The sequence below is a fragment of the Rhodococcus sp. EPR-147 genome (genome assembly GCF_001647185.1).
Taxonomy (GTDB): domain Bacteria; phylum Actinomycetota; class Actinomycetes; order Mycobacteriales; family Mycobacteriaceae; genus Rhodococcoides.
Map to the genome: position 1 here is coordinate 1 of NZ_LVCU01000058.1, position 25638 is coordinate 25638.

At 65.3% G+C, this 25638-nt stretch carries 29 protein-coding genes; 10 read left to right on the top strand and 19 right to left on the bottom strand.

What is annotated here, in order from left to right; all coding sequences use genetic code 11:
• On the bottom strand, positions 1-1329 hold a 1329-nt coding region (locus A2J02_RS02525; RefSeq protein ID WP_068046329.1), incomplete at its 3' end, for an alpha/beta-hydrolase family protein.
• 62 nt (positions 1330-1391) lie between these two features.
• Here A2J02_RS02525 and A2J02_RS02530 point away from each other — a divergent pair.
• The 3 genes from A2J02_RS02530 (at position 1392) to A2J02_RS02540 (ending at position 4538) form a co-directional block, all read left to right on the top strand.
• Entirely contained in the window at positions 1392-2171 is a 780-nt protein-coding gene (locus A2J02_RS02530) for a PIG-L family deacetylase (RefSeq protein ID WP_068046333.1), read from the top strand.
• A 193-nt stretch (positions 2172-2364) separates the two neighbouring features.
• The gene (locus A2J02_RS02535) at positions 2365-3621 is read left to right on the top strand and encodes an Hsp70 family protein (protein WP_068046336.1); all 1257 of its coding nucleotides are present in this window, start codon (positions 2365-2367) and stop codon (positions 3619-3621) included.
• Between the two features lie 47 nt (positions 3622-3668).
• A complete protein-coding gene (locus A2J02_RS02540) occupies positions 3669-4538 on the top strand; it encodes a 1,4-dihydroxy-2-naphthoate polyprenyltransferase (protein ID WP_068046341.1) in 870 nt (289 codons plus the stop codon).
• Here the strand turns inward: A2J02_RS02540 and A2J02_RS02545 are convergent.
• From A2J02_RS02545 to A2J02_RS02565, 5 genes are all read right to left on the bottom strand, one after another.
• The gene (locus A2J02_RS02545) at positions 4535-4915 is read right to left on the bottom strand and encodes a phage holin family protein (protein WP_037187032.1); all 381 of its coding nucleotides are present in this window, start codon (positions 4913-4915) and stop codon (positions 4535-4537) included. The two genes, A2J02_RS02540 and A2J02_RS02545, sit on opposite strands and share 4 nt — an antisense overlap.
• Positions 4916-4947: 32 nt before the next feature.
• The gene (locus A2J02_RS02550; protein WP_068046344.1) at positions 4948-5460 is read right to left on the bottom strand and encodes a Clp protease N-terminal domain-containing protein; all 513 of its coding nucleotides are present in this window, start codon (positions 5458-5460) and stop codon (positions 4948-4950) included.
• Positions 5461-5466: 6 nt separating this feature from the next.
• Positions 5467-5682 carry a hypothetical protein gene (locus tag A2J02_RS02555; protein ID WP_068046347.1) on the bottom strand — a complete coding sequence of 72 codons (216 nt, stop codon included), beginning with the start codon at positions 5680-5682 and terminating at the stop codon, positions 5467-5469.
• Positions 5683-5748: 66 nt separating this feature from the next.
• On the bottom strand, positions 5749-6090 hold the full coding sequence (locus A2J02_RS02560) for a nitroreductase/quinone reductase family protein (protein WP_068046405.1): 342 nt from the start codon (positions 6088-6090) through the stop codon (positions 5749-5751).
• 67 nt (positions 6091-6157) lie between these two features.
• Positions 6158-6658 (bottom strand): MarR family winged helix-turn-helix transcriptional regulator, encoded by a 501-nt coding sequence (locus A2J02_RS02565; RefSeq protein ID WP_068046408.1) that lies wholly within the window; start codon positions 6656-6658, stop codon positions 6158-6160.
• A gap of 87 nt (positions 6659-6745) precedes the next feature.
• On the opposite strand from A2J02_RS02565, the gene A2J02_RS02570 reads away from it, so the two are divergent.
• From A2J02_RS02570 to A2J02_RS02585, 4 genes are all read left to right on the top strand, one after another.
• Positions 6746-7654, top strand: coding sequence for an NAD(P)/FAD-dependent oxidoreductase (locus A2J02_RS02570; RefSeq protein ID WP_068046349.1), 909 nt, complete (start codon positions 6746-6748; stop codon positions 7652-7654).
• A gap of 92 nt (positions 7655-7746) precedes the next feature.
• Complete coding sequence (locus A2J02_RS02575; protein WP_068046352.1) at positions 7747-9138, top strand: HNH endonuclease signature motif containing protein; 1392 nt, start codon at positions 7747-7749, stop codon at positions 9136-9138.
• Positions 9139-9163: 25 nt separating this feature from the next.
• Positions 9164-11623 (top strand): aminopeptidase N, encoded by a 2460-nt coding sequence (gene pepN / locus A2J02_RS02580; RefSeq protein ID WP_068046355.1) that lies wholly within the window; start codon positions 9164-9166, stop codon positions 11621-11623.
• Between the two features lie 5 nt (positions 11624-11628).
• Positions 11629-11940: a hypothetical protein gene (locus A2J02_RS02585; RefSeq protein ID WP_068046410.1), complete on the top strand. Its 312-nt coding sequence runs from the start codon at positions 11629-11631 to the stop codon at positions 11938-11940.
• A 6-nt stretch (positions 11941-11946) separates the two neighbouring features.
• Here A2J02_RS02585 and A2J02_RS02590 read toward each other — a convergent pair whose 3' ends face one another.
• Together A2J02_RS02590 and A2J02_RS02595 are read right to left on the bottom strand one after the other, a co-directional pair.
• The gene (locus A2J02_RS02590) at positions 11947-13029 is read right to left on the bottom strand and encodes a PLP-dependent cysteine synthase family protein (protein ID WP_068046357.1); all 1083 of its coding nucleotides are present in this window, start codon (positions 13027-13029) and stop codon (positions 11947-11949) included.
• Complete coding sequence (locus A2J02_RS02595; protein ID WP_082899469.1) at positions 13026-13379, bottom strand: DUF4229 domain-containing protein; 354 nt, start codon at positions 13377-13379, stop codon at positions 13026-13028. Before A2J02_RS02595 ends, A2J02_RS02590 begins: the two co-directional genes overlap by 4 nt.
• A gap of 198 nt (positions 13380-13577) precedes the next feature.
• Between A2J02_RS02595 and A2J02_RS02600 the strand changes: the two genes are divergently transcribed.
• Positions 13578-13793 carry a BldC family transcriptional regulator gene (locus A2J02_RS02600; protein ID WP_037187021.1) on the top strand — a complete coding sequence of 72 codons (216 nt, stop codon included), beginning with the start codon at positions 13578-13580 and terminating at the stop codon, positions 13791-13793.
• A 136-nt stretch (positions 13794-13929) separates the two neighbouring features.
• The gene (locus tag A2J02_RS02605) at positions 13930-14127 is read left to right on the top strand and encodes a hypothetical protein (protein WP_032393904.1); all 198 of its coding nucleotides are present in this window, start codon (positions 13930-13932) and stop codon (positions 14125-14127) included.
• Positions 14128-14140: 13 nt separating this feature from the next.
• On the opposite strand, the gene A2J02_RS27045 is transcribed toward A2J02_RS02605, so the two are convergent.
• The 8 genes from A2J02_RS27045 to A2J02_RS02645 all read right to left on the bottom strand — a co-directional run bounded on the left by A2J02_RS27045 (position 14141) and on the right by A2J02_RS02645 (position 22506).
• Positions 14141-15397, bottom strand: a complete 1257-nt coding sequence (locus A2J02_RS27045; RefSeq protein WP_156516048.1) for a MinD/ParA family ATP-binding protein — start codon at positions 15395-15397, stop codon at positions 14141-14143.
• 591 nt (positions 15398-15988) lie between these two features.
• Complete coding sequence (gene ccsB / locus A2J02_RS02615) at positions 15989-16954, bottom strand: c-type cytochrome biogenesis protein CcsB (RefSeq protein ID WP_068046360.1); 966 nt, start codon at positions 16952-16954, stop codon at positions 15989-15991.
• 3 nt (positions 16955-16957) lie between these two features.
• Positions 16958-18577 (bottom strand): cytochrome c biogenesis protein ResB, encoded by a 1620-nt coding sequence (resB, locus tag A2J02_RS02620; protein ID WP_068046363.1) that lies wholly within the window; start codon positions 18575-18577, stop codon positions 16958-16960.
• Entirely contained in the window at positions 18574-19383 is an 810-nt protein-coding gene (locus A2J02_RS02625) for a cytochrome c biogenesis CcdA family protein (RefSeq protein ID WP_068046420.1), read from the bottom strand. The genes resB and A2J02_RS02625 overlap by 4 nt, the downstream gene beginning before the upstream one ends.
• Positions 19384-19391: 8 nt before the next feature.
• Positions 19392-19979: a TlpA disulfide reductase family protein gene (locus tag A2J02_RS02630; RefSeq protein ID WP_068046366.1), complete on the bottom strand. Its 588-nt coding sequence runs from the start codon at positions 19977-19979 to the stop codon at positions 19392-19394.
• On the bottom strand, positions 19972-20634 hold the full coding sequence (locus A2J02_RS02635; RefSeq protein ID WP_068046369.1) for a histidine phosphatase family protein: 663 nt from the start codon (positions 20632-20634) through the stop codon (positions 19972-19974). Before A2J02_RS02635 ends, A2J02_RS02630 begins: the two co-directional genes overlap by 8 nt.
• Before the next feature lie 52 nt (positions 20635-20686).
• Positions 20687-22006: a glutamate-1-semialdehyde 2,1-aminomutase gene (gene hemL, locus A2J02_RS02640; RefSeq protein ID WP_068046372.1), complete on the bottom strand. Its 1320-nt coding sequence runs from the start codon at positions 22004-22006 to the stop codon at positions 20687-20689.
• Positions 22007-22074: 68 nt separating this feature from the next.
• Positions 22075-22506: a DUF1707 SHOCT-like domain-containing protein gene (locus tag A2J02_RS02645; RefSeq protein ID WP_068046377.1), complete on the bottom strand. Its 432-nt coding sequence runs from the start codon at positions 22504-22506 to the stop codon at positions 22075-22077.
• A 76-nt stretch (positions 22507-22582) separates the two neighbouring features.
• On the opposite strand from A2J02_RS02645, the gene A2J02_RS02650 reads away from it, so the two are divergent.
• Complete coding sequence (locus A2J02_RS02650) at positions 22583-23116, top strand: pyridoxamine 5'-phosphate oxidase family protein (RefSeq protein ID WP_068046380.1); 534 nt, start codon at positions 22583-22585, stop codon at positions 23114-23116.
• Here the strand turns inward: A2J02_RS02650 and A2J02_RS02655 are convergent.
• From A2J02_RS02655 to A2J02_RS02665, 3 genes are read right to left on the bottom strand one after another with little or no spacing between them, the layout of a single operon-like run.
• Positions 23113-23736 carry a hypothetical protein gene (locus A2J02_RS02655; protein WP_068046383.1) on the bottom strand — a complete coding sequence of 208 codons (624 nt, stop codon included), beginning with the start codon at positions 23734-23736 and terminating at the stop codon, positions 23113-23115. The genes A2J02_RS02650 and A2J02_RS02655 overlap by 4 nt on opposite strands.
• Before the next feature lie 46 nt (positions 23737-23782).
• The gene (gene bioD, locus A2J02_RS02660) at positions 23783-24481 is read right to left on the bottom strand and encodes a dethiobiotin synthase (protein ID WP_068046423.1); all 699 of its coding nucleotides are present in this window, start codon (positions 24479-24481) and stop codon (positions 23783-23785) included.
• Positions 24478-25626, bottom strand: a complete 1149-nt coding sequence (locus A2J02_RS02665) for an 8-amino-7-oxononanoate synthase (protein ID WP_068046427.1) — start codon at positions 25624-25626, stop codon at positions 24478-24480. The genes bioD and A2J02_RS02665 overlap by 4 nt, the downstream gene beginning before the upstream one ends.
• Positions 25627-25638 lie beyond the last annotated feature (12 nt).

Sequence of the window (25638 nt, forward strand, 5' to 3'; positions counted from 1 at the left end):
GAAACGAACGTGCTCGCCGCCGTCGATGACAGGCAGGATCTCGCGGGATCCGGCGTCGCGCCCACCGGTGATGCGGGCCCATTGCGGGGTGAAGTTCGGGTTGCCCACCCACAGGGCACCGTCGATGCGCGCGATCATGTCCTGCGCGCCGCTGAACGCATCCTGTCCGCCGTAGGCACCGAGGCTCTCGCCGAACAACACCAGCTTCGGTCGCGAATCCTCGGGGAGTTCGCTCCACACCTCGTATACCGCCTCGAAAAGGGCCCGTCCGGCATCCTGGGGAGTCTGGCGGTCGGCCAGAAATGCCATCGGGCTCGGCAGGAACGAGTACTGCATCGACGCGATCGCCGAGTTACCGTCGTACAGGTATTCCAGAGGGCGAGCGACGCTCTCGTTCACCCACCCGCGCCCGGTGGTCGTCGCGACACCGAGCACGGCGCGAGAAAATGCGCCGGTACGGTCGAGCTCTGCCACCACCCGCTGGGCCACACCTTCGACGGTGTCCGCGGACTCCACGCCCGCGTAGGCGCGGATCGGTTGCACCGCAGGCCTTCCGGTGAACTCACTGATCTCGTCCGGCGATACCCCGGACACGACGAAGCGTCGACCCTCCTGCCCCAGGGAATCCCACTCCTCGTTCGAGGCGTCCGAACCCGACAGTTCGGCCGCCGTGGGCTTCTCGACGCCCTCGTGGTTGCCGCGGTCCGCAGTGGAGGCCGACCTCTCCGCGACCGCCACGATGCCGCGAATCAGCGCGCCGTTGACGGCGAACACCACCAACAGGGCTACGACGATCACGCTCGCGATCCTCGCGACCGGCCTCGGCACGTACTGCTTGCCCCATCGCGTCAACGCACGGGTGGCTCGCCGCAGCAGACGACCCAAGGCGAGCACTCCCACGGCAACCACCAGCGAGACCACCAGCACCGCGATGTACAGCGGCCTCCCGGGATCCTCCACACCGACGAGCTTGCGGACGATCTGCTGCCACCACGATCCCAGGATCAGGAACAGCGGAATCACCACCACCGCGGCCACGGCCAGCGCCCACCACCCGCGTCGACGCCACTGCTCCGACCAGTCGGGTGACACTCCACAGATCCGCACCACCCACGCGATCAGGCAACCCACGCCGTATCCGATCGCGACGCTGATTCCGGTGGCCACCGCCTGCAGATACCAGGCCCTGGGCAGCAGCGACGGAGTCATGGACAGCGCGAAGAACACCAGAGCGAAGAAAATCCCGACGGGATGCAGTGCGCGGCAGTACCGATCCGCTCGTGAGTCCTGCCAATACGAACGAATCGCGGCCGACCGCTGTGTGGTCATCCGCAGATCGTATTTGCCCGCCGACTGGGCCGCACCCTCTTCGACATGCAAGCATTCACCGCATGAGTGTTCTGGTCTGCTTCCACGCGCATCCCGACGACGAAGTATTCGGCACCGGCGGAGTCATGCGGCTCGCCGCCGATGCCGGCCACCGCGTCGTCCTGGTCACCGCGACCGACGGTGCCCTCGGTGAGTTTCCAGACGGAATCCTCACCGACGGTGAGACACTGGCCGAGCGCAGACGCGTCGAGCTGGATCGTTCGGCAGCCGTTCTCGGAGTCTCCCGCATCGTGCGGCTGCACTACGCCGATTCCGGAATGGCCGGTACTCCGGAGAATGCGAACCCGGACGCCTTCTGCAACGTCGACGTCGACACCGCAGCGCAACGGTTGGCCGACGTATTGCTCGAAGAGCAGGCGGACGTCGTGACGATCTACGACCCGAACGGTGGTTACGGGCACCCCGACCACATCCAGGTTCACGTCGTCGGCAAGCGCGCCACCGCGATCGCCGACACTCGATTCGTCTACGAGACCACCACCAACCGCGACCACATGCGCCGACTCATGGAGGCCAATCCGCACTGGGGCGAGGAGGCGTCACCGCCGGACATGGAAACGTTCGGTCTGCCGGAAACCGAGATCACGACGGTGGTCGACGTCTCCAGCGTCATGAACGCGAAACGGGATGCAATGGAAGCCCACGAAACACAGGTCGGTGACTTCGGACCGTTTCTGCAGATGTCCGTCGAGGACCTCGCCTCCACCTTCGGTACCGAATGGTTCCGAAAGCTGCGCGGCACGGGCGGCGTCGGCCTGACGGAGACCTCACTCCCGCTCTGACCTGGCCGAACAGCGGACGCAAGCGCGACGGCCACCAGATAGTAGATCGATGATGCAACTCCATAGAGCTGACCTTCGGATTGTTTCGAGCTTCTAATCAAACCGCGAGACGGTACAGTGTCCACGTCGCCTGTCATGAGGGCGAGTCTTCAGACCCGAACACCGTCATCGAAATGGAGAGGCCGGAGAAGCGATGCGTTCGTCAGTGGGTGTGTCCCTGGGCACGTGCGGCATTCGCACGGCGCGGACCACCGAAGACGGTGCATGGACCGACGGCACCCCGTTCGACGACTGGCAGCTCTCCCCCACGGCATCCGACGTCGCGCGCGTCGTCCGCGGCATCGTCGACAGTCCGGACGCGCCCCAATCTCTAGGCGTCGCCTATCGCACCTCCGAGGAACGCACCCAGATCGCCGACGCACTGGCCGAGGAGTACGTCTCCGACGTCCACCTCATCGACAAGACCGGCGCGGCCATGGAGTACCTGCGCCCAGGGCTCCCCTCCCACCACCGGACCATCGCGCTGTTCGACGCGGGCGAGACCGGTGTCGACGTCGACATCGTGGACGTCGAATCCGGCCGCTCCTACGGTTCCGCGCGGACCACCGCCATGAGCGGTGCCTCCTTCGACGCGGTGGTCCGAGAACACATACTCGGACTCGGCATAGTGCGTGCGCCCCAATCTCCGGACGAGGACAGTGCGCTGACGGCCTTCTGCCGCGGCATCAAGGAAGCGCTGTCCTCGCACCTGACCATCAGCACCCCGGATGGCGAGCACATCCTCCTCGAGCGGCACATCTTCGAGTTGTCCATCGCACGCTCCACCGAGCAGGCCGCCGAGACAGTGCGCCGACTCGGCCGCGAGGCCGAGTTCTACCCCGACGCCGTCGTCGCGATCGGCGGCACGTCCAACATTCCGCTGGTCCGGGCCACCCTCGAACGCTTCCTGCAGCTACCGGTCGTGGTCCCGGACCGGCCCGAGCTCGTCGTCGCCGGCGGTGCCGCGGTGCACGCCGCCCACGTCGACGCCACCCACGTGCCGCCCCTCGTCTCGCACCGTCCAGCCCTGGCGCGACTGGGCATGATCGCACTTCCGATCGCAGGCGTCCTTGCCGCCATCGGACTGTTCACGGCACTCGGATCCAGCGACGAGGGTCAACCGCTGAGCACCCCGTCGAGCGTCGGTGAATCAGTGTCGCAAACCACCAGGCCGTCGAGTACCAGCACGGCGACGACCACGCCGGCACCGCTTCCCGACATCCCTCCTCCCCCACCGACAACCACCGCACCGGCGCCGGCCGCCGCAAATTCCGCGCCCTACGTGCAGTACCAGCAGCCGCACTACTACCCGCCGGCACCTCCGCCCGCACCCACGGTGCCCCTGCCACAGATTCCCGGTGTCCAGATGCCCGTCATCCCGTTGCCGGTATTGCCACGCCTGCCGTTCTGACCGGCCGCGTTCTCACCCGTCGGACAGATACGGAAAGATCGTCGCTCATGGCCACCACAGCGCAATGGATCGAAGGTGCGCGACCGCGCACGCTCCCGAATGCGATCGCCCCCGTCCTCGTCGGCACCGGCGCGGCCGCGTCGCTGGACGGAGGAGTGTGGTGGAAGGCGCTGCTGGCGTTGATCGTCTCGTTGGCTCTGATCGTCGGCGTCAACTTCGCCAACGATTACTCCGACGGAATCCGGGGCACCGACGACGACCGAGTCGGGCCACTGAGACTGGTCGGCTCGAAGGCCGCGTCCGCCGGCGCCGTCAAGAAGGCCGCCATCGGTTGCTTCACAGTCGGTGCCGTGGCCGGATTGGTTCTGGCAGCGACCAGCGCCTGGTGGCTGGTCATCGTCGGACTCGTCTGCATCGCCGGTGCCTGGTACTACACCGGCGGATCGAAGCCGTACGGCTACAGCGGTTTCGGCGAGATAGCCGTGTTCGTCTTCTTCGGTCTCGTTGCGGTACTGGGCACCCAGTTCGTACAGGCCGAGCAGATCGATTGGGCAGGCGTGTTGGCTGCAGTGGCCGTCGGATCGTTCTCCAGCGCAGTACTCGTCGCCAACAACCTTCGCGACATCCCCACCGATACCGAATCCGGAAAGCTCACGCTGGCAGTGCGATTGGGTGACATGCGCACTCGCTACCTGCATCTCGCGCTACTGGTGGTGCCGTTCGCGATGACGGTGGCACTGATTGCCCGCACTCCATGGGCGCTGGTGGGCCTGCTCGCGCTGCCTTTCGCCGCACGTGCCAACTCCCCGGTACGCAAGGGCGCTCACGGATTCGAACTGATTCCGGCACTGCGCGATTCGGGCCTGGCGATGCTCGTCTGGGGCGCAAGCACAGGAGTGGCGCTGGCCTTCGCCTAGCGCTTGTCGGGAACGAACGCGCCCAGTAGAAAGTTCACGATCGAGATGATGATCGCGCCCCAGAACGCCGCGGCGAACCCGACGATCTCGAGGCCGTAGCCGGTCTGCGACGACAGCCAACCCGTCAACAACAGCATCAAGGCGTTGATCACGAGAGTGAACAACCCGAGCGTCAGAATCAGCAGCGGCAGCGACATGAGCTGCACCAGCGGTTTGATGAACGCATTGACGACCGTCAACACGGCCGCGATACCGAGCAGCACCACGATGTCCCACCCATCGCCGCGCCCCGAGCTGGTGACAGTGATGCCATCCACGAATTCCTTGGCAACCCAGATTGCAACGGCATTGATCACGAGCCGAATCAAAAAGTTCATGGCGCCATCGTAGGGTCGTGGACGGCCGAGAGCTACGACGCCCGAACGAGCGAGACAATCGAACGCAACTGCCGGAGCGAACAGTGCTGCTGCACCAGTTCAGTGAACGACGGATCTGCACCGCGAACCAAACCGAGAAGAACATGTTCGACGCCGATCTCGCGGTCCCGTCGTTCGACGGCTTCCTTCAGCGACAGCTTCAGCACTTCCTTCGCCGATGGGCCGAAAGGGAGATGATGCGGCGGCGACGTCTGCGCCCCCTCCATTGCACCCGGACCGAGAGTGGAGTCGATCGTCGAGACAATGGTGTCGAGGTCGATTCCGAGGGACTTCAGGGCACGCGCATCCTGAGACTGCGCGTCCGCGAGCACTCCGTCGACTGTGAATCCGGCTGCCCCCAGTGCCTTCTTTAGAGGTTCGCCGGCATGATCGAGGGCACCGAGAAACAGGTGTACGGGCTCGATCCGGTGCGAATGCAACGCCCGCGCGTGGCCCTGCGCGCCGACGACGACAGCTCTGGCCGATTTGGTGAATCGCTCGAACATGGTTGCCTACCTTCCCTTTCCGCCGTGCTTCTTATGGACTGCCTGCCTGCTGACTCCGAGCGAGTCGGCGATTGCCTGCCAGGCCCAACCGTTGCGTCGTGCACTGCGAACCTGAGCGTCTTCCAATCGCTCGAGCAGGCGGCGAAGGGCAGCTACCGCGCGCAGCCCCTCCCCCGGATCGGAACTGGCGGCTGCGGCGGCAAGCGCAGTGGCTTCGGTCATGTTGTCAATATAAGTTGACAAGCGCTGGGCTGTCAACCCGGGTTGACGTGATTGCCTACAGCGCGTTCAGCGCTCCAAGTCGATGTCGACAGTTACTCGCCCACGATCGTCACGAGTCGCCACGGCAAGGCCTGAATGATGGACGTCGCCGAGGTCGACATCGACTCGACCGCCGTCGTTCTCGAAATTTCGCCACCAGTTCTTCTTGTCCGGCACCGCCACCGCAACTTTCACGTGATTGCCCGTTCGCTTGTAGGCCACTGGCAGTGAGAACTCCTTGCCGGATTTTCGGCCGATGTAGGTCAGGATTCCCATCGACCGTCCCAGCACTCTGTCGAGTACCGGCGCCTTCATGACGACCACAAAAACCTTGTTGAACGCTGCTGCCGACTTCTGAAAGGTGTTCACTGTGCCGCCTCCGGGATTGCCCTGCACGTGATGCCGAGCGTAGCGGCGTCGCAGGCAGATGGAGTTGTCACTGCGAGGACACACCGTCCTCCATCGACTCGGCCAATACATCGAGGGCTTCGAGGACCCGCTCCCGTCGCGAGCCCAACGCGTCGAACAATCGGCCGTGAGCCGCAAGCTCGCGAGGAAAGACCTCGTCCACGACATCTTTGCCCGCGTCGGTCAACGTGATCGACGCAGACCTCCGATCCTCGGCATTCTGCACGCGCTCGAGGAAGCCGCGACGTTCGAGCTTTCCCAACGCCTTGCTGACCCCGGCGCGAGTCATGCCGAGCAGTTCGGCCAACCGAACTGCCGTCACGGGTTCGGTGCCGTAGCGCAGCGGCACCATCAGTTCGACCTCGGCCACCGTGACGCCGGCCTCGGCATAGATCGGTTCTACGGCCAGCTCGAGGAGCGCGACGATGCGCTTGATCTGGGCAACCACCTGCATCGGCGAGGCGTCGAGGTCGGGGTTGAACTCTGCCCACCGTGCGCAGGTCAGCTCACGAAGCGATGCGTCGGTCATCGTCACCACCAATATTGTTAACCAGTTGACAGTTCTGCTACGTTCACAGCCTAATTCATCTCATCGACTCATTCACGAGGAGGCGTCTTGACGTACGACACCGTGGTGATAGGCGGCGGCCCCGCCGGACTCAGTGCCGCGACGCTGTTGGCTCGCGCGCGACGACGGGTGGTCCTGGTCGACGCCGGGCATCCACGCAATGCGCCTGCAGATCACGTTCACGGTTTTCTGTCGCGTGATGGCGCATCCCCCAACGAGCTACGCGAAACCGGCCGCGACGAGGTCATCCGATACGGCGGAGAGATTCTGCAGGGCAACGTCACTCGCGTCGACGACAGTTTCGCGGTGCACCTCGAGAGCGGCTCGGTCCTCGGTTCCAGATCGGTATTGATGTCCACGGGGCTGCGGGACGAACTGCCCGACATTCCGGGCGTACGCGAGCACTGGGGCTCGGGGGTCTTGCATTGCCCGTACTGCCACGGCTACGAGGTGCGAGATCGACCCATTGCCGTGATCGGCGGATCCAATCGACCGTTCACCATCCATCAGGCCTCGCTGATTCGCCAATGGTCGTCGGACGTCGTCTTCTTCACCAACGGGATCGAACTGACCGAAGACGAACGGATCGGACTCGACGCTCGGTCCGTCGGAATCGTGGACGTACCGGTGTCTCGGCTCGTCGCGGAAGACGGCGAAGTCGAAGGCGTGGAACTCGTCGACGGCACCGTCGTTCCCAGAGCGGTCGTCTTCGTCGGCCCGACGTTCGTCCCCAACGACAGTCTGCTCACCCGAATCGGATGCGCGCAGTTGGAGAACGGATGGGTGGCAACCGACCCGACCGGCCGCACCAGCGTCGACGGACTGTGGGCAGCGGGTAACGTCTCGGATTCCCCGGCACAATTGATCAATTCGGCGGCAGCAGGCTCTCGGGCAGCCATAGACATCAATCACTACCTGCTGGCCCTGGATGTCGCCTTGGCTGTTCGCTCGCGCTGATCGCCTCGTGATCAGAACTTGTCGGTGCCCGGTTCTACACTTCTCGGCAACGGGTCGAATACGTGTTCGGCCCTTCGTCGCTGGGGGGTGACATGGGGCTACGTGAGTCGACGTGGATGGTGGACGATCACTCTGCGCTCGCCGACGTCCTCGGTGCGCGCCGGACGATAAACGCCGCTGCCGCATCGGAACTGGCGCTCATGGACCACTACGTTCGCGGCCGAACGGCATGCGCCTCGCCGTGGGACACAGGAGTGACCGAAAAGGATCTGTACAGCTCGGCGATCTGCGAACTGGCTGCGGCACTGTCGTCCACCTTCGCCGCCATTCACAACAAGCTTCAGATGTGGCGTCAGCTACGTCCCCTCGTACGGAACAGTTTCATCAACGGATCGATCGACAAAGAGCGAGTCAAAACGATCCACGACCATCTGCTTCATGCGCGTCCGGAGACAGTCGTCGCCATCGAAGCCGAGGTTCTCAAAGCTGCCGGAGAGATGGCACCGGGCCCCCTGGGTCGCGAGATCGACCGACTGCTCGTCGAGGCCGATGCCGAGTGGGACCGCGCAGTACGCACACGTGCCGCGCGAACCGAGAAGCGCGTCCGGGTTCGGCGACGGGCACGAGGGCTGTCGAGCCTCACCACGGTGATGACCGATGGCGAAGCCGACGAACAGCTTTCGCGTATCGACGCCGAAGTCTCCCGTTTGCACCCCGAGGATCCACGTTCGGACGATCAACGACGGGGCGACGCACAGACCGCGCTGATGCGCGGCGAGACACTGCTGTGCGGGTGCTCGACGTGCCTGACCTCTCGGGGTGACGTAGCGGATGCCGAAACTCCCGAACACGGTGAGCCGGTGACAGTAATGCCCGACCGTTCGGATGCGAATGCCGACGCCACCGGTGAAACAGCCACCGAGGGTTCGGGTTCCGCACGGCCGGGGTCCGAGCGCCCAACGAGGGAGCCACTGGGCAGGGCACTGACGGGCCCGCTGCCACCCGACACACCACCACCCGTCTCACCAGCACCCGACGCACCGCCACCCGATACAGCGACTCGATCGAGACCGGGCGGAGGGACGTTGATCGAACGCTGGCGTGCCATCGTCGAGAACAACCCTCGCGGCGTCCACGCCCTACACCCCGACGGCCACGGAGGCATGGCGATTCCGCCTCCGGGGGCACTGACCTATGCGCCGAGCAGAGCCCTTGCCGCGCAGGTTCGCGCCGAACATCCGTACTGCCTGCATCCTGGCTGCAACGTGCCTTCGGAGCGATGCGACCTCGACCACATCGTCGAGTTCGATCGACAGAATCCGGAGCGAGGGGGTTGGACGATCCGGACGAACATCGGCCCGCGCTGTCGGCTCCACCACAACCTCAAAACACGGAAACTCTGGCGCACCGAATTACTCCCGGAAGGAGTCCTGCATATCGTCGACCCTCTCGGAAACCACTACTTCACCGCGCCGACCCTGTGAAAACCGATCGCCTAGGGTTGGTTCGGTGAGCACCGCGAATCTGACCCGGACCGAAACTCGCAGGCGATCGCGCCACATCGGCGGGGTGAAGTACCGCGTTCACCTCGATCTCCTGCGCGCAGAGGACGCAGACCTCGACACCTTCGAGACCGTGACGACCATCGAATTCGACGCGACCCCCGCTGCGACCTGGGTGGACTTCATCGGTGCGGCAGTAGACCAAGTGACCGTCAACGGTATCGACACGCCGGTCGACTACGACGGCTCACGGATTCAACTGGTCGGGCTCACCGAGCACAATATCGTGCGGATTCGCGCGCGCGGACGATACAGCCGGTCGGGTGAAGGACTCCATCGGTTCGTCGATCCCGTCGACGACAACGTCTATCTCTACACGCAGTACGAGCCGGCCGATGTACGCCGAGTGTTCGCGAACTTCGAGCAACCGGATCTGAAAGCCACCTTCACTCTCACTGTCACGGCTCCGCCGACGTGGACCGTACTGTCGAACCGCGAGGGAGTCACGGCCGACACGGTCACCACCTTCGCGCCGACCCTGCCGATCTCGACCTACATCACCGCAGTTGCGGCCGGCCCGTATCACCGCGTCCGATCATCCTGGACGCAAGGCGAACTCACTGTCCCCCTCGGTGCCTATTGCCGGGCGTCTCTCGCCGAGTACTTCGATGCCGAGGACATCTTCGACATCACGAAACGGGGCCTCGACTTCTTTCACGACAAGTTCGACTACCCGTATCCCTTCGGAAAGTACGACCAGATCTTCGTCCCCGAGTACAACCTCGGCGCCATGGAGAATCCCGGCCTCGTCACGTTCACCGAGTCGTACGTATTCCGTTCTGCGGCAACCGAAGCCCAGTACGAGGCCCGCGCGAACACGATCCTGCACGAGATGGCGCATATGTGGTTCGGCGACCTCGTCACGATGCAGTGGTGGGACGACCTGTGGCTCAAGGAATCCTTTGCCGACTTCATGGGTGCATTTGCATCGGCCGAAGCGACCCGATTCACCGACGCCTGGGTCAGCTTCGCCAACCGACGAAAAGCGTGGGCGTACCTGCAGGACCAACTTCCGACCACCCACCCGATCGTCGCCGACATCACCGATCTCGAGGCCGCGAAGCTCAACTTCGACGGCATCACCTACGCCAAGGGTGCGAGCGTCCTCAAGCAACTCGGGGCGTTCGTGGGCGCAGATGCCTTCTTCGCCGCCTCCCGCAACTACTTTCGCGCGCACGCCTTCGGAAACACGACTCTGACGGACCTGCTGAGCGAGATGTCGACCGCCAGCGGACGCGACCTCGACACCTGGGCTGCAGCATGGCTGCAGACCACCGGCGTCTCCACGCTCAGCTACACCGGCGATGCCATCGAGCAGACGGACCCGCGGCCTCACCGAATTGCCGTCGGGCTCTACGACCTCGACGAAGCCGGAAATCTGACGAGAACCCACCGACGAGAACTCGACATCGCCGAGGAACGAACGCCGGTCGACCTTCCCGAGGCCGCGCTGGTGCTGCTCAACGACGACGACCTGACATACGCCAAGATCCGATTCGACGAGCGCTCCAGTACCACCGTGCGAAACCACCTCGATCGCATCGTCGACCCTCTCGCCCGGGGCCTGGTGTGGTCAGCGTTGTGGAACTCCACCCGCGACGCCGAGCTGTCTGCACTCGAATACATCGACATCGCAACCAGATTCGCACCGAATGAGCCCAAGATCGGTCTGTTGTCCGCAGTCACGGCCAATGTGGCGTACGCCCTCGAGCATTACCTCCCGGAGGACCGACGGCGCGAACCCCTTCGGCAGTGGCTCGAGGCGTCGTGGACGCAGCTGCATGCGAGTGAGCCAGGGAGCGATACCCAGTTGGTGTGGGCGCGAGCCACCGCGGCCGCGGCCCAACTCGACGGCTCCCGCGCAGCCGACCTACGCGCACTTCTCGACGGCACGGCGACCGTGCCAGGTCTGCGCCTCGATCCCGACCAGCGCTGGTCGTTCTGGCTGGCCCTGGCCGCGACCGGAAACGCGACCTCGTCCGAACTCGATGCCGAGCTTGCCTCCGACAACACGTCGTCTGGACGCACCTCACACACGGCGGCGTCGACGGCGATCCCCGACGCCGAGGTCAAGGCAAGGGCGTGGGCTGCCATCACAGAGCGCGACGATGCGTCCAACGATGTTCTCGACGCCTTCATCACCGGCTTCGGGGCCGGGCACCGGCCGGACCTGACGCAGGCATACAACGACCGCTACTTCGAAGCCATCGCGTCGTTGTGGACCTCGCGCAGCATCGAAATCGCACGGCGAATCGTCGTCCGCCTGTTCCCTCAGCAGTCGTCGACGGCGGCCGCGGATAGCTGGCTTGCCGAGCACGAGTGGGCACCGGCCGCCCTGCGGCGCTTGGTGATCGAGCAACGAGACCATCTGGCGAGGAGCCTGCGGGTGCAAGCGCGGATAGGGTGATGATCATGGCCACCAACGACACTCGACGCTCGATCGCCACATCCGCACTCGCTGCCGGTGGATTGCTCGGCGGCTTCGCCGTCGCCCGGCAGTCGCACAACCGTCAGCTCGGCGGAGCCGTACTGGCCGCTGCGGGTGTGGCGTGCACGACCCAGTGGCAGAAATCCTCGGGTTCGGCCCGAGCCGGTGCGTTGCTCGGGACCTATCTCGTCGCCTTCGGTGCCTCGCACCCGCTGGCCAAGAAGATCGGTGCCTGGCCGGCGGTCGTCACCGTCGCCGCTGCAACTGCCGCGGCGTCGATGGCGGTGAGCAAGTAGATCTCCTCAGAACACCCCGGTACGAACGAACTTTTCGAGGGCTGCGGTCGGTTCGTCGAGATCCATACCCTGGCTCGAAACCCAGGCGTCGTCGAAGTAGGTCTGCGTGTACCTGTCTCCGCCGTCGCACAGCAGTGTCACCACGCTCCCGCTGCGGCCTGCTGCGATCATTTCCGCGATCAGTCCGAAGGCACCCCAGATGTTGGTGCCCGTCGATCCGCCCACTCGTTTACCGAGTGCGTCCGAGGTGAACCGTGCGGCGGCCACGGATGCGGCGTCGGGCACTGCGATCATTCGATCGATCACCTGGCCGACGAACGAGGGTTCGACGCGCGGTCGGCCGATGCCCTCGATGCGGGAGGACAGCCCTGTCTCGTAGCACGCGTCTCCGGACTCGTAGCCGCCGATGAACGCCGAATTCTCGGGGTCCACAACCGCCAATTGCGTTGCATGCCTGCGATATCGGATGTAGCGGCCGATGGTGGCGCTGGTCCCTCCGGTCCCCGCACCGACGACCACCCAGTCTGGAATGGGGGATTCCTCTAGCCGAAGTTGGTCGAAGATCGACTCGGCGATGTTGTTGTTTCCGCGCCAGTCGGTGGCTCGTTCGGCGTGCGTGAACTGGTCCATGTAGTGGCTGTCCGGCTCGGCCGCGAGTCGATGCGCTTCGGTGTACATCTCGCCGGGCTGATCGACGAAATGACACCTCCCGCCGTGGGACTCGATGAGTGCGATCTTGGCCGGGCTGGTGCTCCGAGGCATCACGGCGACGAATTGCAGTCCGAGCAGTCCGGCGAAATAGGCCTCACTGACGGCAGTGGAGCCCGACGAGGCTTCGATCACCGTGGTGCGTTCGGTGACCCATCCGTTGCAGATTGCGTACAGAAAGAGCGACCGAGCCAGTCGGTGCTTCAGGCTGCCGGTGATGTGCGTCGATTCGTCCTTGAGGTACAGCGAGATTCCCCAGGCCGAGGGAAGGGGGTATCGCAACAGGTGTGTGTCGGCGCTGCGCTGGGAATCGGCCTCGATCAACCGGACTGCATTGTCGACCCATGCCCGTGAACCCGAGTGATCGACCGTCCTTGTCATTTCTTACCGTCTTCACCGCGCAGCTTCGACTGCAGATCAGCACGCGCGGTGCGCCTGTCCTCGTCGACTGCTGCGATGGACTCGTTGACGCGGATGCGCATGTTCTTGAACAGGAGCAGCGACAGAGGTAGCGAGATCAGCACGGCGAAGATCGCGGCGACGAGTACCGGAACCTCGACGCCGAAGAGTAAACCGATGCCGACGATGAGTGCGCCGATCACGATGACGAGCGCCAGGCGCGCGAAGGTGTACACACCCAGGTTCACGGCGAGAGACTTCTTCGCCGACCTACCTTTCGCGCCGTTTCCGCTGGTAGGTTCGCTGCTGTCGGCGTTCGTCGCGTCACTCACGGGTCCCAGGTTACCGGGCTCGGCAAGCACTCCGACCCACCCCCGGCGTGACCGATTTGTCCATTACCTCCCCTTTACCAACCTTGTATCAGTCGAGTACCTAGGGGTTCGAGTGCAACCATGGGGTTCGAACGCAGCAGACCGATATCTCCGGTTCGACGCATATGCACCGAACCGAATCGTAGGAGGACACGACAGATGAGCGCACCCACATTTCACAAGGCTCAGGACTCACTTCTCACGCCGGGTCAGGTAGCCGCGCTTTTTCACGTCGACCCCAAGACAGTGACACGCTGGGCACACGCCGGTCGCCTCGGATCGCTCCGCACTCCGGGCGGGCACCGTCGATTCCGCGAGACCGAGGTCATGCAGTTGCTGACCTCTCTGACCACTGAAGCCGGCGCACACCACTGATTCGGACGTCCTGACGTAGGAAATACCCTCGATCTCCGCACCCGCTCGAACTCATCGAACATTCTCAGGAATCTTCGACGCTCGACGGGTGCGGAGGGTGTTGCATCGCGGCTACCCTCGTAGTAGGAGGTGCGTCGTGATCTATCTATTGGCGTTGATCGGCTTGGTGGCAGTCATCGTGCTGTTCTGGAAGGCATTCGGACCCAGCACACAGGCTCCACCCACCCGCACTGTCGGACCCGATGACGATCCCGATTTTCTGTGGCGAATCAACCGTGAAGCTCGCCGCGGAGGGAAAGACGGGACCGAGGCAGGCACCGAACCCAGTGAATAGGGTTCGGTAGTTCTCAGTTGCGGTGGGCAGCGGTGGGCGCGTCGGGGAAACCTGCCGCTACCGCCGCCGCGACTTCCAACAGTGCCTTCCGTGTGCGCCCACGGAGACGATCCAGTTCGATTTCCGCCCCCTCCTCGAGATGCGGGTCGAACGGAATCGTTCTCACTCGAGCGCACCGCTGCTCGAAATGCTCGACAACTTTGTGCAGGTCCACTTTTCCAGCTCTCGGCCGAACGCCGTTGACCACGGCGACCGATGTGGCGACCAGCTCGCGGTAGCCGTGCGCATCGAGCCAATCCAATGTCGCCGACGCGCTCCGCACGCCGTCCACCGAGCCCGAACTGACCACCACCAGCGTGTCGGCTCCCTCGAGAATGCTTTCCATGGCCGAGTGCATCAGACCGGTGCCGCAGTCCGTGATGACGATGCTGTAGAACTTCTCCAACAGCGACACGGCGCGATCGTAATCCTCACCGCTGAATGCCTCCGAAGCCGCCGGATCCGAATCGGACGCCAACACCTCCAGTCGATGCACGTTCTGCGACGTGTAAGCCCTGACGTCGCTGTAACGGTCCAGAGACTCGATGTCGCGCAACAGATTACGGACGGTGGCGGTCGTCTCGGCCGGCACCTTCTGCCCCAGCGTTCCCCGATCGGGGTTCGCGTCGATGGCGATCACCCGATCACCCCGGATCTCGGCGAACGTCGAGCCGAGTGTGGCCGTCGTCGTGGTCTTGCCCACGCCCCCTTTCAGCGACAGCACCGCGACGCGATGGCACCCGACAAGAGGGCGATCCACCTCCGCGGTCAGAACCAGGCGTCGCTGCTGGGCAGCACTGTTGCCCGCATTCAGACGACCACGCGACATCAGATACAGCGCCCGACGCCACCCTGCCACCGGCGGCGCATTCCCTGATCGGACGAGCAACGAACTGCCGAGATCGAGCGAGGACACCGACTGCTGATCCGACCGACTCGGGCCCATGGTCGGTACCGCTCCCGGGGCGGCAACCAACGCGTCGCCCGGGCCTTGCCGAACCTGCTGAGGCTGATTCCGATACAGCTGATTCTGATGCTGCGGCCCAGGCCACTGGCCGGGCTGAGGCCCCCATTGATTCTGACCGTTCCACTGATTCTGGGGATTCCAGTGACCCTCCGACGGCCATTGCCCATGCGGACCGCCCTGGTTCTGCGGTGCCCAATAGTTCTGCGGCCCGGCTTGATTCTGCGGGGCCCAATAGTTCTGTGGCCCACCTTGGTTCTGCGGCATCGGATTCTGCAGCACCGGATTCTGCGGCACCGGATTCTGGGACGGTGGCGGCCCTGATGCGACGGGCGGCGCATGTGTAGGAGTCGGTTTCACGGTCGGTGCCACAGCCGTCGTCGGCGGTTCCACGGGCCTCGGTGGTGCGACGACGGTCTTGTCGACCCCGGCAGGTGGCACCGCGACCGACGCCGCCTCACCACCTGCGTCACCGTGGGCTTCACCGTCCCGCGACCCGGGAAGCGGCGGCGATGTGTGGGCGGCCTCGGGCTGCGGCACGGGCTGATTGTCGATGCTTTCGGGCGGCATCGTGATGGGGGTCGATCTGAAGGGCTCCCGCGGCGGTGCGGGTGTGGCCTCCGCCGCCCCTACGCCAACGACCGGCTCGGATTCCGTGGGGCGAGCTACGTCTTCTTCGGGCACGTCGTCGTCCAATGGCCGGACGGGTTGCCAGTTGTTCTCGTGCCGATCGGCCATGACCGATTCCCCCCAGTTCGCGTCCCACATCGAAGATCCGAGCTCGGATGTGTCCCCCATCGAGCCGGATCGGACGCTACCAGCTGACAGTCCCGCGCGGAGGCTGCCAGCGGGCGAGGACTAGTTCAGTCCTGCGTAGCTGTGCAGTCCCGAGACCACCATGTTGATGATGAAGAGGTTGAAGAGCATGGCGGTGAATCCGGCGATGTTGATCCAGGCGGCGCGGGTGTTGCGCCATCCGGAGGTGGCGCGGGCGTGCAGGTAGGCGGCGTAGATGATCCAGGTGATGAACGACATCGTCTCTTTGGGGTCCCAGCCCCAGAAGCGGCCCCATGCGGCTTCGGCCCAGATTGCACCGAGGATGACGCCGGCTCCGAAGAGCGGGAAAGCGACGATGGTCGTCTTGTAGGCGAGTCGGTCGAGGGCCTGGGCGTCGGGCAGCTTGGATGCGAATTTGCCCCAGAACCCAACGCTTTCCTGGCCGATGGGCTGCTTGATGCGCAGCAGGAACAGCAGGGAGGCGACGCCGGAGACCAGGAGGATGCCGCTGCCGACGCTGACGATGGTGACGTGGATGGGCAGCCAGTAGGAGCGCAGCGCGGGGACGACGGGTGCGGCGTCGGCGTAGAGCTTGGTGGCGGCGAAGAACATCAGCACGATGATCGGTGCGAGGACGAATACGAGCATCGGGCGCATGGACTTCTTGCGCAGCACGATCACGGAGGTGAGGGCGGCGGCTGCGGTGGCCATGGTGACGAACTCGTACATGTTGCCGAGCGGGAAGCGGTGGGTGGCGAACCCGCGGAGCACCACCGAGGCGATGTGCAGCGCGAGCGCCGGGGCGAGCAGGGCGAAGCCCATGCCTGCGAGTCGCTCGGACAGCGGTCGTTTCGGGGCTTCGACAACCAGTCCCGGTCGCGACTGGGCCACCGGCGCGCCGGCACCGACGAGTTCCTTCGCCTGAGCGGCCGTGGCCTTGGCGGAGGCGTACTGGGCGATGAGCAGTACGAATGCGAGCACGTAGATGGTGAACGCTGATTCGAAGGACCAGTCGCTGTACTGCGAGAGGGTCTCGTTGATCGGCATCGGTCAGTTCTCCTGTTTCGAGGTGTCGCCGAGCAGGCGGGTGCACAGGCGGTCGAACTCTTCGCCCCACCCCGCCTGATCGGTGCGTGCAAGTCCGCCGAGGTCTACTACAGTACGTCGTGCTTGGGCGTCGGCGGTGAGTCGGACCCAGATTCTGCGACGCTTGATCACCAGTGAGACGAGCAGTCCGCCCATCATCGTGAGTGCGAAGACGAGCACCCAGGTCTGGGCCGGGTCGTGTGAGACCTGAAGGTTGACGAATTCTTTCGCTCCGTCGAAGGTGACGACCGTTCCGTCGCTCAGCGTCGCCGATTCTCCTGGCATCAGGTTGACGCGGTCCTGCTTCACGAGCCTGCCCTGGGCGATCATTTCCTGATCGAGCGAGAAGATCGACTGCGGCAGTCCGGTGTCGAGGCCGGTGTCGCCCTTGTAGATGTCGATGGCGACGGCGGGGTCGTTCATGGCGGGAAAGCTCGACGACAGCAGGCTGCCGTGGAACGACGCCGTCGGCGCGAACAGTCCTTCGATGGCGATCTGGTTCTTTCGCCGGTCCAGGGGATCGGTATACAAGCCGCCGGGCGGGTCGACACGGAGCACTCCGCTGGAGAGGAAGGTCGTGGCGTCCGTCGGTTGCCATTGGATGGTGTCGGTGCGGGTTTCGCCGTTCGGGAATGTCACGGTGAAGGTGGGTGCGTAGCCGTGGCCCTGGAGGTAGACGCGGTCTCCTGCGACGCGCAACGGGTGGTTGACCTGCAGTTGGTCGTCGCGCCAGACGTTGTTCGTGAGGTCCTGGCCTGCCTGGTATTCGATGTTGGAGGTGAACATCTCGGCCTGGCCGGTGTCGAGGTAGTCGGCTCTGAAGTCCTTGACGCGCACGCACAGTGGTTCGAGGTCGGTGCCGTCGACGAGGTTGCCTGCGCGGAACGAGTCGTAGTTGGCCGGGGTCGAGGTGCAGAAGCCTGGGCCGTCGTCGGCGATGACGATGCGGTTGCCCTCGTACCCGAGCAGCTTGCCCATGGCGATCGCGGCGAGCAGTCCGACGAGAGACAAGTGGAAGACGAGGTTTCCGAGTTCACGGACGTAGCCCTTCTCCGCCGACAGCGTCACGGCTCCGCCGTCCTCGGTTCGTTGGGCGACGCGCCAACCGCGCAACTGGGTGCGTACCTGCGCTGCGATCTCCTCCGGCGTTCCGTCCACGTCGTAGCGGCTGTGGTGCGGCAGTCGGGAGAGGTTGCGGGGCGCACGAACGGGTTTGGTGCGCAATTGCTTCGCGTGCTCGATGCAGCGCGGCAGGATGCAGCCGATCAGCGAGATGAACAGCAGCGCGTAGATCGCCGTGAACCAGAAGCTGCCGAACACGTCGAACAGTTCGAGCTTGTCCATGATCGGGCCGAGGGTCGGGCGGTCGGCGATGTACTCGTCGACTTTGCCGGCGTTGAGGCTGCGCTGCGGCACCAGGGCACCGGGTACCGCGGCGAAGGCCAGCAGGAACAGCAGCACCAGCGCGGTTCGCATGCTGGTCAGGCCGCGCCAGGTGTTGCGGACCAGCGCCGCTCCCCTGCCCAGCGCGGATTGCTTGCGCGGCGGCGATGCCTCGGTGCGCTCTTCGATGTCGGTGGTCATATCGGCAACACCACATCGGAGACGAAGGCGTCGCGCACCCAGCCGACGAATTGATCCCAGGCACCGGTGACCAGTGCAATTCCTACCGCTATCAACATGATTCCGCCGAACACCTGTATCTGTCGTGCATGTGTACGTAGCCAGCCGACGCCACGCAGCGCGCTGACCGAACCGAACGCGAGGATCACGAACGGTAAGCCGAGACCGAGGCAGTACGCCACGATCAGAACGACGCCCCGCGCTGCCGTCGTGCCGTCTGTCCCTGCGGCGAGTGAGATGACGCCCGCGAGCGTCGGCCCCAGGCACGGGGTCCATCCGAGCGCGAACACGCCCCCGAGCAGCGGCGCTCCGGCCAGTGAGCCGATCTGCTTCGGCTCGAAGCGCACGTCGCGCTGCAGCGCGGGAATCAGTCCGACGAACACCAGGCCCATGGCGATGGTGACGACGCCGCCGATCCGCATGAGCAGTTCGCGGTTGATCGCCAGGACGGAGATCGCTCCGAACACCGATGCGGTGGCGAGAACGAACACCACCGTGAATCCGAGGACGAACAGACCCGCCGCTCCGGCCACGCGCAACCGCCCGCTGCGCACCTTCGTCTTCACGGCTGCCTCGTCGGCGCTGACGGCAGGGGCGTCGGCTCCGACGACTCCGGCGAGGTACGAGAGGTATCCGGGCACCAGGGGTACCACGCACGGCGACGCGAACGAGACGAGCCCAGCCAGGACGCAGGCTCCGAGGGCCAGGACGAGCGGCCCGGAGGCCGCAGCTTCCTGGAAACTCGCGCCTATCCCGGCGAGGTACATCGTCTCGGTCACGGCTGCACTGGCTCCTCGGCTGCGACGCGTTCGACGACGGGCCGTAGGTCATCGGCGAGCAGTTCGCGCAGGAACACTGCCGCGACGCGATGCTGCCGGTCGAGCACGACGGTCGTCGGGATGACGGAGGTGGGGACGCCGCCGAGCGCGGTCAGAGTGCGCATGGGCGGATCGTAGATCGAGGCGTAGCTGACGTTGTTGCTGACGACGAAGTCCTGCGCGGCGGTCTGCGACTCGTCGCGCACGTTGATCCCGAGGAATTCGACGCCCAAGGGCTTGGTGGCCTCGTAGACGTCTTCGAGGTCGTCGGCTTCACCGCGGCACGGTCCGCACCACTGGCCCCAGACGTTGAGGACGACGACGTCACCGTCGTAGTCCGACAGGGAGGTCGTCTTGCCCTCGGTCATCAGGTCGGGCCCGGACAACTCGCCGATGGTGCCGCGCTCGTCGGGCTCGTAGAAGATGTCGGTCTGTCCGCCCGGTGAGACGAACTGGAAGGTTCCGCCCTGCGCCACCGCGTCGGTGCCGGTGGAGCATCCCGCGACGAGGGCCGCTGCGGCCACACCCAGCAGAAACCTACGCACCGGAAATCCTTGGGTCGGATGCCCCCGCGGGCTCGGAGTAGACGAGGTCGACCAGCTGGTCCCCCTCGTAGACCAACGAGGTGAGCGACGCGAGCCCGCACTGACGGTTGCGCGGGTCGTGCCAGAGCCGATCGCCCTGCAGGAAGCGGCGCAGTGTCCACACCGGGAGTTGGTGGCTGACGCAGACGGCTTCGTGCCCTACGGCTTCGACGCGCGCCGCATTGACTGCGGCGAGCATGCGGTGTGCGATCTGCAGGTACGGCTCGCCCCAGGACGGGGTGAACGGGTCGCGCAGCTTCCACCAGTGCCGGGGCCTACGCAGTGCACCGTCGCCCACGGCCACGCGCAGTCCCTCGAACTCGTTGCCTGCTTCGATGAGGTTCTCGTCCTCGGCGATGGTCAGGCCGTGCGCTGCGGCAATGGGTCCGGCGGTTTCCTGCGCGCGCAGCAACGGCGATGCCACGACGTGGGTGATGTCGTGGCCGGCGAGCGCGTCCGCGACCGACCTGGCCTGAGCCTGGCCCGTCACCGACAGCTTGAAGCCCGGCAACCGCCCGTAGAGGATGCCCTTGGGGTTGTGCACCTCGCCGTGCCGGAGGACGTGCACGATGGTGCGCGTCGTCGAGTGCGGATGTGTTGCGGGGGCCTCGGTCACGTCGGGGTCCTGTTTCTCGCTAGTCGGGTGGGCAATCAGTTCGGTGCAGACGTCACTGAGGAGCGGTGGCGGCGGCCGCTGCTTTCGCGGCGGCGGGGGCTGCGTCGGCGATGATCTCGAAGGCTCGATCGTCGAGGGCAGCCGAGACGAACCAGGCCTCGAAGGCGCTCGGCGGCGGGTACACACCGCGGGAGAGGAAGGCGTGGAAGAACGCCGGGTATCGCCACGTCTGCGCGGCCTTGGCCTGCGCGTAATCGGTGACGGGTCCATCGGCGAAGAACACACTCACCATAGTGCCCGCGAACTGGACGTGATGGGTGACGCCTTCGGCGGTGAGAGCGTCGCCGAGCAGTGTTCCGAGTCGCTGCGAGTTGGTCTGCAGCTTCTCGTAGACGGCCGAGTCGGCCAGTTGCAGACTCGTCAGACCGGCCGCGACGGCGACGGGGTTACCGCTGAGCGTCCCTGCCTGGTACACCGGTCCGGCGGGCGCGAGGTAGGCCATCACGTCTGCTCGACCGCCGAATGCGGCGGCAGGCAATCCGCCGGACATGACTTTGCCGAAGGTGTAGAGGTCACCGGCAACACCGTCGATGCCGTACCAACCGGAGGCACTGACGCGGAATCCCGTCATCACCTCGTCCATGATCAGCAGCGCGCCGTGCTCGGTCGCGAGGTGGCGCAGTCCCTCGTTGAAGCCGGTGACCGGCGGAATTGCTCCCATGTTGCCTGCAGCTGCCTCGGTGATGATGCACGCGATCTGGCCGGGGTTGGCCTCGAAGGCCGCGGTGACGGCGGCGAGGTCGTTGTAGGGAACGACGATGGTGTCCGACGCCTGTGCGCCGGTGACTCCCGGGGAGGTCGGCAGCCCGAAGGTGGCCAGTCCCGAGCCGGCGTCGGCCAGGAGGGCATCGACGTGGCCGTGGTAGCAGCCGGAGAATTTCAGGATCTTGGTTCGGCCGGTGAATCCACGGGCCAGGCGCACGGCGGACATGGTGGCCTCTGTGCCCGAATTTACAAGGCGAACCTGGTCGACGGGGCCGACGCGACGCACGATTTCCTCGGCGAGTTCGATTTCGCGCTCGGTGGGTGCACCGAAAGACAGGCCTGTTGCGGCCGCCTTCTGGACGGCCTCGACGATGGCCGGGTGGGCGTGTCCGTGGATCATCGGACCCCAGGACGAAATGAGGTCGACGTACGACTTTCCGTCGGCGTCGGTCATCGTGTATCCGCTGGCCTGCGTGATGAAGCGGGGCGTTCCGCCGACCGACGCGAAGGCGCGTACCGGCGAGTTGACGCCGCCGGGAATGACCTCGCTCGCGCGGGCGAAGAGTTGGGCCGATACGGGGGCGTCGTCGCCGGGAGAAACAGTCACGTCTTCCAGTGTCCCAGGTTCGGCGAAATCACCAACTACAGGGCGTAATAATGCGGTCGACGCCGGCCTCAGTCGTCGGTTTTCTTCTCCTCGGGCATGAACACCATCGCGACCAGGATGATGCCCCAGATACCGAGGGGCCACAGGGGCCAGTAGGAGGTCGGTTCGCCGTCGGAGATCCATTGAACGGCCCAGATTCCGTTCATGACGACGGCACCACCGAGCCACCAGCGCCACTCGTCCAGATACTCCCGCCACTCGCTCGTCGTACGAGCGACATCCGTTGCCGTCGATTTCTCGGGGGCCGGCAAGTCGCGCACGACCTCGTCCAGATCACCGCGAGTCGTCGACGCCCACACCGCGTCGAGCCTTTGTTCGTACTCGACCAACGTCAAGCGGCCCTCGCTCATCGCCAGACCGAGGGTGGTCACGACGGCCTCACGTTCGTCGTTGCTCACGCGCAGGTCCGGCCGATTGTTCTTGTCGAGGTTCTTTCCCATGCGCAGCCTCCCGGTACTCGTGTCCGTTTTGTCACCTTAACGGTTGAGCGAGCTACACACCGGGTAGTTGGTTTCGATGACGAACACCGAGAGAACAAGCGCCGACAACCCCGGGGACGGCGTCACGAAAGTCGCTCAATTGATGTCCGAAGCCGGGCTCTGCATGTTCACCACCGTCGGCCGGGACGGCCACCTCATCTCGCGCCCGATGGCGCTTCAGGAAGCGGAGTTCGACGGCGACCTGTGGTTCTTCGCCGCCACCGATTCCCGGAAGGTGGGCGACATCGCGGCGAACCCGACGGTCAACGTCTCGTTCCAGTCCGGTGAAGGCTGGGTGTCGCTGTCCGGTACGGCCGCGGTGGTCGAGAACACCACCAAGGCCGAGGAGCTGTGGAACACCCGGGCGGCCGCATGGTTCGAGAAGAACCCCGATTCGCGCGAGGTCGCTCTGATCCACGTGGCCGCCGAGGGAGCCGAGTACTGGTCCACGCCCGGCTCGAAGGTGTCGAACCTGCTGGCCTACGCCAAGGCGAAGATCACCAACGAGCGTCCGAACCTGGGCGAGCACGATGTCGTCGAGCTCGAACTACCGCACAACTCGACCGACTAGTTCCGCTCGTGCCGGGGTGCCGTCGGGGGCACATCCGGATCGCCCATCACGTTCCGATCGCCGGCGATGTTCCGGTCGTCCGCCACATTCGGGTCACCGACGACGTTCCTGTCACCGACAATGTTCCGGTCGTCTGCCACGGTCCGGTCATGCGCTACAGTCCGGTCATCCGCCACGGTCCGGTCATGTGCCACAGTGCGGTCATCTGCCACAGTGCGGTCATGGGCGATGTTCCGGTCACCTGTGACGTTCCGATCGCCTGTCATGTTCTTGCCGTTCTTCACGTCCGGGTCGATTCGATTCGCACGCTCGAACTGCGATTCCATCTCGTCGCGTGACGACGCCGCAACTCCTTGGTGAGACTGCGCCTGCTGTGCGAGCTTCTCCGCCTCGGCTGCTTTGACGTCGGCCTCTGCCTGCGCGCGGCGTGCCTTGGCTTCGCTTTCGCGCGCCATCAGTTCACGCTCCTCGACGACAGAGGATTGATCGGCAGCCTTTTCGCGAATCTCGTTCGCTTCCAATCTCTTACGTTCCTTGCTCTTGCGGGCAACGACCACGGCGATGGCAATGACCAAGAGAACGACTACTACTGCAACGATGATCCATACGGTGGTGTTCATGGTGTCTGTTTCCCGTCTGTTTTCGAATGCCGAGACGGCAGATTCTCTACGGCGGGTACCCGAGTAACGACTCGGTAAACTCGCCGAAGGCACCCACGGCCAGGGCTTCGAAGGCCCGCGATGCGAGTCGGCCGGCTCCTTCCGGGATGCGCGCGATCAGCCCGACCCCCGTCACGAGGGGCAGCTCGTCGCGGTTGACCCGCGCGGCAAGGCTCGGCTCGGCGGGCCACGATCCGATCACCAGCCCTGCGCAGTCGACCCCGACCGCCCGCGCCGCGGCAGTGGTCAGCGCGCTGTGGTTGAGCGTTCCCAGCTCTGCACCGGCCACGACGACGATCGGCGCAGACACGGCCCCGGCGATGTCGAGCACGGTGAATCCTCCTGCGCCCAGACGCACCGCCACTCCACCCGCACCTTCGACAAGCACGAGGTCGTGGGCCGCGTCCAGCGTGCGCACGGTGTCGACCACAGCGTCGAGTTCGAGCATCGGCCGACCCGATCGGCGCGCCGCAACGTCCGGAGCCAGTGGCTCGGGGTATCGCGCCAGCTCCACTCCCCGAATTCCCGAAAGCCGGTGCACCACATCGATATCGGCTTCGTCCGGGTAGTCACCTCCGACGCCGGTCTGCGCCGGTTTGCACACCGCCACCGTCCATCCGCCTGCGCGCGCGGCACCCGCGATACCCGCGGTCACCACGGTCTTGCCGACGCCGGTCGACGTTCCGGTCACGAGCAGAACCGTCACCACAACACCGCCGCATTCGATACCGCCGCATTCAACACAGCCGCGAGGACCGACGCGGCACGGTCGACATCGGCGTCGGTGAGATCGGCGCGCGCGGTCAGTCGGAGTCGAGACCCGTCGGCCGGAACCGACGGTGGCCGGAAGCATCCGACGCGGACGCCGAGCTCGAGGCAGTCCGCAGCCGCCTGCACCGCACGTTGCGCGTCGCCCAGAACCACCGGGACCACCGCCGACTTCGTCGCTTCGACGCCCGCTGCGGCGGCCAGTTGCGTTGCTCGCACACCGATCGAGTGCACCCGTTCGGGTTCGCCGCGCAGGACGGTCAACGCGGCCGCTGCCGCGCCCACGGAGGCAGGCGCGAGGCCGGTGTCGAACACGAACGTGCGCGCAGTGTGCAGCACCTGAGTGCGCACCGCTGCCGGCCCGAGAACCACCCCGCCCTGCGATCCGAGGGCCTTGGACAGCGTTGCGGTGATCACCAGGTCGGGTGCGCCGGCGAGGCCTGCTTCGTGGACGGCTCCTCGGCCGCCGTCCCCGCGTACGCCCAACCCGTGCGCTTCGTCGACGACGAGCACCGCGTTTCGCCTCCGACACACCGCATACAGCTCGGCCAGTGGCGCGAGATCGCCGTCGGCACTGAACACCGAGTCGGTCACCACCAGGGCCCGCTGTTCGGGACGCTCCCGCAACAGCTCGTCGACATGGCCGGTATCGCAGTGCCGAGCGACGGCCACTCGGGCCCGAGACAGGCGACAGGCATCGATGAGCGAGGCGTGCGACGCGGCGTCGGAGATCACCAACGCGTCGCGGCCCGCCAGTGCCGTCACGATCCCGAGGTTGGCGGTGTAGCCGGAGGAGAACACCAGTCCCGCCTCGGCTCCGAAAAAATCGGCGAGGTTCTCCTCGAGTCGCTCGTGCGCCGTCGTCGTGCCGGTGAACAGCCGCGATCCGGTGGATCCGCCGCCCCACCGGCGCACGGCAGCGCAGGCTCCGTCGATGACGGCCGGATGCCTGGACAGGCCGAGGTAGTCGTTCGAAGCCAGGTCGAGGATCGCCTCCTCGGCCGTGCGGGGGAGCACGACGCGCTCGAGGCCGGCCTCGCGTCGGGCGTGCGCGGTGGCGTCGAGCCACTCCAGAGCGGTCATGGCAGCACCATA